This window comes from Enterovirga sp. (assembly GCF_028290205.1).
Classification (GTDB): Bacteria; Pseudomonadota; Alphaproteobacteria; order Rhizobiales; family Beijerinckiaceae; genus Enterovirga.
The window spans coordinates 1-6,398 of the sequence record NZ_JAQGKF010000190.1 but is presented as its reverse complement, the minus strand read 5'-3'; the positions used below and the strand labels follow the sequence as shown (position 1 = coordinate 6,398).

General features: G+C 71.0%; 4 protein-coding genes. 1 reads left to right on the top strand and 3 read right to left on the bottom strand.

The features are described from left to right. From JWR86_RS13570 to JWR86_RS13560, 3 genes are all read right to left on the bottom strand, one after another. Window positions 1-850 (bottom strand): caspase family protein (locus JWR86_RS13570; RefSeq protein ID WP_299566507.1); only part of this gene is annotated, 850 nt, incomplete at its 3' end. A gap of 120 nt (window positions 851-970) precedes the next feature. Continuing rightward, a complete protein-coding gene (locus JWR86_RS13565; protein WP_299566505.1) occupies window positions 971-1,969 on the bottom strand; it encodes a TraB/GumN family protein in 999 nt (332 codons plus the stop codon). Window positions 1,970-2,097: 128 nt separating this feature from the next. Continuing rightward, window positions 2,098-3,657 (bottom strand): autotransporter outer membrane beta-barrel domain-containing protein, encoded by a 1,560-nt coding sequence (locus JWR86_RS13560; protein ID WP_299566503.1) that lies wholly within the window; start codon window positions 3,655-3,657, stop codon window positions 2,098-2,100. Window positions 3,658-4,063: 406 nt separating this feature from the next. Between JWR86_RS13560 and JWR86_RS13555 the strand changes: the two genes are divergently transcribed. Beyond that, on the top strand, window positions 4,064-6,367 hold the full coding sequence (locus JWR86_RS13555) for a tetratricopeptide repeat protein (RefSeq protein ID WP_299566501.1): 2,304 nt from the start codon (window positions 4,064-4,066) through the stop codon (window positions 6,365-6,367). Window positions 6,368-6,398: the final 31 nt, after the last annotated feature.

Sequence of the window (6,398 nt, the reverse complement as noted above, 5' to 3'; positions counted from 1 at the left end):
GCGGAGCGGGTTCGGGCGGCGCGGGAGCGACGGGCCGCGGCGCGGGTTCGGGGGGCCTCGGGACGGCCGGCTGCGGCAAGGTCGCCACCTTCGGCGTCTCCTCGAGCTCGCGGCGGCCCGACAGAATCCAGGGCACCTGAAGGCCGCCGCCACTGGCCGAGACGGCCGTCCTCGTTCGCTCCAGCGTCTCGGTCGAGAGCCGACCGTGCGCCGCCATCTGTTTCACGAGTTCGGTCGAAAACGGGCTTCTCGGCCCGCTCGGCGGCCGCAGCGACATGCCGGGCGCGGCGGACAGGATCACCGTGACGCCCGGCGGAAGCGAGCCGAGCGGGGCCAGGCCGGTCGAGTAGCTGCGGAACCGCCGCTCGTAGGGGTTCCGGTTTGCACCCTCGACGATGATGAAGGCCGCCGCGGCGCCGCGCCCGCTGATCGCACCGATCAGCTGGCTCAGATTCAGCCCGTCCCGCTGGATGTCCGTCTCCGACCAGATATTGGCGTCCGTCGGAATCAGGTAATTCTGGCGGCCGGCCTGGATCCCATAGCCGCTGAAGTAAAACGCCACGGTCGCGCCGGGCCGCACCTCGGCCAGAAGCCGCTCCGTGCGGGCCACCAGTTCCGCCTTGGACAGGTTCTCGCCGGAATCGACCGCAAAACCCTGGCGGCGGAGTTCGCCCGCCACCGCCGCCGCGTCCGCCAGCGTGCTGGCGAGGGGCGGGTCCGCCTGCGGGTAGGCCGCGTTTCCGACCACGAAGGCGACGCGGGCGCCCTGCGCATCCGCTTGGGCCGCGGCTTGCAGGTGCCAGGCCCCGAGCAGCCCGAGGGCCACGAGAATAACCCGCAAGGCGTGCATGCCTCACTACGACTCCCATGGACCCAGCACCTGTCCGACCCTAGCGAGTGCAAAAAGACGTGACAAGCAGATCGGGCTGATTCCGCTGGCCAGCATCTGCGGCCAAAGCGGCCGAGTTCTTCAATCCAGAGATGACACCGAGTAGCCAGCCCGTTCCAGCAGGGCGACGAGCCCCGATGTTCCGGGCAGGTGGGCGATGCCGACCGCCACCACGGCATTGCCCCGGTCCAGCAGCGGCTGGATGCGCTTCGCCATGCGGAGGGTTCTCTGGTCCAGCAGCCTGTCCAGGAATTCCCGCGGCGTGCGGGCTTCAGCCTCGCCCCGGACCGGGCCATCCTGCATCAGCACGACAATGCCGCCGGCATCGCGGTCGAGATAGCGAGCCACCTGCGATTGGACCGCGTCCGCCCCGTAGGGCGCCTGCCGCAGCACCGAGATGAGGAGGGCGCGTTCGGTCTCCGCGGCAAGTCCGTCGAAGATCGAGAACTGCTCGGCCAGGGTCTCGATGCCGATGATCTCGACGCCCCGGGAGCGCGCCAGCCGGGCCACCATGGCGTCCAGGTAGGTCGGACCGCCGGGGGCTTCGGCGGCGCAGCCCGGCCGGTCCAGCATCAAGGCCAGGGTCGCGGCGTTCCAGGTCCGGGCGCCGGCCTCGGGCACGCCGCGCTCGGCCGCCAGGCGCCTGAGCGCGGCGAAGTCGGGCCCGTCCAGCAGCATCTCCGCACGCCGGTCGGGAGCGGCCCGGATCACCTCCTGCAGTTCCGCCCGGCTTCGCGCATCGAGCCGACCCACGCCGAGAGACGAGACGTCGGTGGTCTCCAGCGCCAAGACGGAGGCTCGCGACACGTGCTCGGCCACGAGCTCCGGCAGTCGGGCGAGCCGCCGGTCGGCCACGTGCAGCGTGCCGAACAGGTAAGAGGGGCGCTCGCTCCCTCGCGACAGCTTCCAGAGCCGGCCTTCGCGAAACGGCAGGGCGGCGGCACGCCGCTCGAGGTCGGCCGGACCGGCCGCCTCCGCGCGACCGCTGGCCACGCAATCGGCCACGGCCGGGCGGATCGCCGCGACCAGGAGGCCAAAGGTCAGAACGGCGCCGAGCAGGGTGCAGGGACGTGGTGGCATCGCGGCCTCCGATGCCGGATCGACGATGGGCCCCCGAACAACATTCCGGCCGCGCCCTGGCGACCAGACGGGCAGGCCCCGTCGGGGCCCGCCCTCTCACATCGCGGGCGGGCGAGCCGCCCGGCCCCTTACCACTGGTAGCGGATGCCGCCCTTGCCGCCGACGCCGAACAGGTCCTTGCCGCCCCGGACCTCTGCCTGGGCGAAGGCCGACCAACCGTTGTTGAACTCGCCGATCAGGGTGAAGATGCCCTGGCCGCGCAGGAGGCCTTCCTGCCGGATGTTGACCGGCGACGTGCCGGACACCCCGAGCGAACCGGACGTGGCGCCGAAGGACCCGTTCTGCCCGAAATCGACGAAGCCGCCCTTCACCGACACGTCGCTGTAGGCGAGGCCGGTGATGACGGGGGTGAGCCTCATCCAGCCGTAATCCAGGTCCCAGCCGAAGCGCGAGCCGGCCTGCAGGCGGAACAGGTGACCGTCGGCGAGGCCGAGAAGGGCCGCACTCGAGGCGTAATCGACCCAGCGCGCCTGGAGGCCCGCGGTCGGCTCCATCCAGAACCCGCTCGCCAGCGGGATGCGGTAGTTGAAGTTCGCGACGATGCTGTGGTTGACGAGCGACGTCTTGCCCGTGCCGAAGATCAGCGCGTTCTGGGGCGGGTTGATCGTCGGCGGAACGCCGGGGCCGTTATAGGTGAAGGTGGCGCTGTAGGCCTGATTGTCGATGAAGCGCTCGCTCAGGTCCAGGAAATCGGCCTTGTAGAGGGCGTCGATCGAGAGCGGGCCGTCGAAATAGGTCGCGAAGCCGCCGACCGAGCCGCCGGAGGAGCGAGCCGTCAGCGTGCTGGAGCCGTTATTGGCCAGCGTCGGGTTCAGCGACAGGATCCGGGAGGACACGCGGACCTCGCTTTCCACATAACCGCCCAGGATGCCGACAATCAGCCCGTCATCGGCCGAGAGGTGGCCGCGGCTCGTGAAGTCGATCCCGCCGAGCGCCCCGAAGGAGGTGGAGCGGCTCTTGCTGAGGATCTGCAAGGGGTTGATGACCGCCGGCCCGCCCCCGGAGGCGCCGGTGGTCGGATCTGGCTGGAGATACAGGAGGGACGAGCCCGACCGCCCGCTGCGCTCCTCGTAGTCGCCGAAGCCCTGGGCGAAGGTGCCCATGCGCACGCCCTCATAGGCCTGCACGAAGGCCGGCACGACCACGGCCCGCGGGCCCTTTTCGTACACGCCCACATCGACCGGCTGCGCCACAGGACCGCGGCGGGAGGCCCGCATCGGCGCGCGCCGGGCCTCGCTGCGGGCCCGCACGGCGGCCGGCACACGCGTCCGGGCCGGAAGCTGCGGATCGGCCCGCGTCTCGGCCCGCGGAATCGGAAGGCAACGGCCCTGCCGGCGCACCGTCCCGATCGGACAGCTCTCCTGCTCGGCCTGACGCCGTTCCTGCACCATGCCGCTGGAGGCCCGGTTGGTGGTTTCCGTGCTGCCGGAAGCCAGATCGCTCAGGCTCTGGCTGCCCAGCGCGGCGCCCGAGAAGGCGCCCGTGCCGCTGTTGCCGTTGGTGCACCGCCCCGTGGCCAGGGCGAAGTTCGGGTTGTCGCCCGGGCCCGTGGCGACGCCGGGGGAGGCCGGACAGAACACCGACTGGGCCGCGGCGCCCCCGGCCCCGAGCGTGAGAAAGCCCGACATCGTTGCCGCGGCGGCCCACGCCGAGATCCGCACCCGCCTCAAACCGACCATTGCCCTGCCCCCAACTCGCCCGATTGCGGCCACCTTAACAGGCTTCCAGACACGGCATCGTTGTCGTGATGCAACACTGCCGAAGCAATCCGGAGTCATTCTGGGTCGGAGTTCTTGCCGGGCCAAAGTCGAGGACAGTGGTTGCGAGTTGCGACTTCGGGGAGCGTCCCCTAGCATGCGGGCCGGCCGGACAGCCTCGGAGAGGCGTCGGGGTGGAGCGCACGGGCCGGCCGCAACCAGTCGCCCGAGGCCCCTAGCCCAACGACGGGACGGCCTGGCGCAAAGGCGGGATGCCACGATGTGCGCTTTAGAGAGACGCCATTCCGGACCCGCCCGCAGGCGAAGCTGGGGTCGCGTGCTGTGCGCCCTCCTGGTCGCGGCCGCGCTCGGGCCGGTCGCGGCGCTCGCGGCCGACGACGACGCGGAGGTTTGCGGACGCGCCGCGGCCGAGCCCGACCTCGGCATCGCGGCCTGCACGCGGCTGATCGACCGGCCGCCCCCCGGGATGCCGCTCGCGGACCTGTATCTCAGGCGCGGCAGCGGCTGGTTCGTGAAGGGCGATTTCGCCGGCGCGATCCGGGATTACGACCAGGTCGTGCAGCGCGCCCCGAACTCGTTTCTTGGTTACCAGAACAGGGGCCTCGCCCGGCACCGCCTGCGCCAGTTCGACGAGGCGCTGAAGGACTTCAACCAGGCCCTTCGGCTGGCGAGCGCCAAGGCCCCCCTCTTCAACGCTCGCGGCGCGGTGCTGAACGACCAGGGCGAGTTCGACCAGGCGATCCTCGATTTCGACCGGGCCATCGCCATCGACGGCGGCTTTACCCGCGCCTTCATGAACCGGGGCTGGGCCTATCACCGCAAGCGCCTGCTGGACCGGGCGCTGGAGGATTACGGCCGGGTCATCGAGCTCTCGGGGAGCGATCCGCGCGGCTACATCAACCGGGCGGGCGTGCGGATCGACAAGGGCCAGTTCGAGGCCGCCATCGCCGATTGCGACGCGGCCCTGAAGATCGATCCCGGCTCGGGCGAGGCCCTGACCTGCCGGGGCGAGGCCTACCGCCTCACGGGCGATTACGACCGGGCCATCGCCGACCACAGCCAGGCCATCGAACGCGACGCCTACGGGTCCGCGGCCTACAACAATCGCGGCCTCGTGTTCCGGGACAAGGGCGACCTCGAGCGGGCGACGGCGGATTTCGGCGCCGCCATCCTGCGCGATTCGCGCGACGACCGCGCCTACGCCAATCGGGGCGAGATCTGGCGGCTGCGCGGCGATCTCAACCGGTCGCTCGCGGACCTGATGAAGGCGCTGAGCATCAATCCGGCGTCGCCGGTCGCGCTCACACTCCGGGGCGACACCTACCGGGAGCGGGGCGAGCTCGACCGCGCGCTTGCCGATTACAACGCCGCCCTGCGCAACGTGGGCGACTTCGTGGCCGCCTATGCGGGACGGGGCCTCGCCTACGAGGCGAAGGGCGACCTGACGCGCGCCATGGCAGACTACCAGAAGGCGCTCTCGCTGCCGTCCAACATCGACGCCGAAAAGGCCAAGCCGGCCCAGACGGTGGCGCGGGCCCGCAGCGACGCCGTGACCAAGATCGAGAAGGAGCGGGCGGAGACCGCCAAGCTCGAAAGCGCACGCCGTGAAGCCTCGCGGGCGCTCGAGGCGAAGAGGACGGCGGATCTGCGGGCCGAACAGGCCCGGGAAGCGGAACTCCGGGCCCCGAGCAAGACCGCGACCGCCGCCGAGATCGCGGCTGCGCGGGCCGCTTCCAAGGCCGAAGCGGAGCGGGCCATCGCGGCCGCCCGGCAGGAGAGCCAGAAAGCCTTCGAGGCCCAGGTCGCGGCCGTCCAGGCCGAGGCGGCGCAGCGCGAGGCGGCGCTGAAGGCCGAAAACGCCCGCATCCGGGCCACGCAGGTCGAATCCCCCGCCGCCAAGCGCGCCGCACCGCGCGATCCCGGCCGGCGGGTGGCGCTGGTGATCGGGAATTCCAACTATGCGAGCTTCGGCGCATTGCCGAACCCGGGCAGCGATGCCCGCGCCATGGCGGCGACCCTGAAGAGCGTTGGCTTTCAGAGCGTGAAGCTGGTCGAGAATGTGGGCCGCGACGCGCTGCTCGCAGCCCTCAAGGATTACGAGGACGAGGCCGAGAAGGCCGATTGGGCGGTGATCTACTATGCTGGCCACGGCATCCAGATCGGCGGCGAGAACTTCCTGATCCCGATCGACGCCAAGCTTCGGGCCGACCGCGACGTGCAGGACGAGGCCGTCTCGCTGGATCGGGTGCTGTCCACGGTGCAGCAGGCCCGCAAGCTGCGGGTGGTGATGCTGGACGCGTGCCGGGACAATCCGTTCGCGACCCAGATGCGCCGCACCCTCGCCTCGCGGGCCGTCACCCGCGGCCTCGCCATGATCAACGAGCCTCCGGGCGGCACCCTGGTCGCCTATGCGGCCAAGGCCGGCCAGACCGCGCTCGACGGCACGGGGAGCAACAGCCCGTTCGCCGAGGCGCTGATCAAGCGGATGGTGCAGCCGGATCTCGAGATCAACATGCTGTTCCGGCAGGTCCGCGACGACGTCATGCGCACCACGGACATGCGCCAGGAGCCCTTCGTGTATGGCTCGCTCCCGGGGGAGAACTTCTACTTCTCCAACTGACCGGGCGGCCCGGGCGGGCGGCCGCGCGCGG

Excerpts from the sequence above, each read along its gene's own strand:
- JWR86_RS13565 (WP_299566505.1), bottom strand. The coding sequence starts at position 1,969 with ATGCCACCACGTCCCTGCACCCTGCTCGGCGCCGTTCTGACCTTTGGC.
- JWR86_RS13560 (WP_299566503.1), bottom strand. The coding sequence starts at position 3,657 with ATGTCGGGCTTTCTCACGCTCGGGGCCGGGGGCGCCGCGGCCCAGTCG.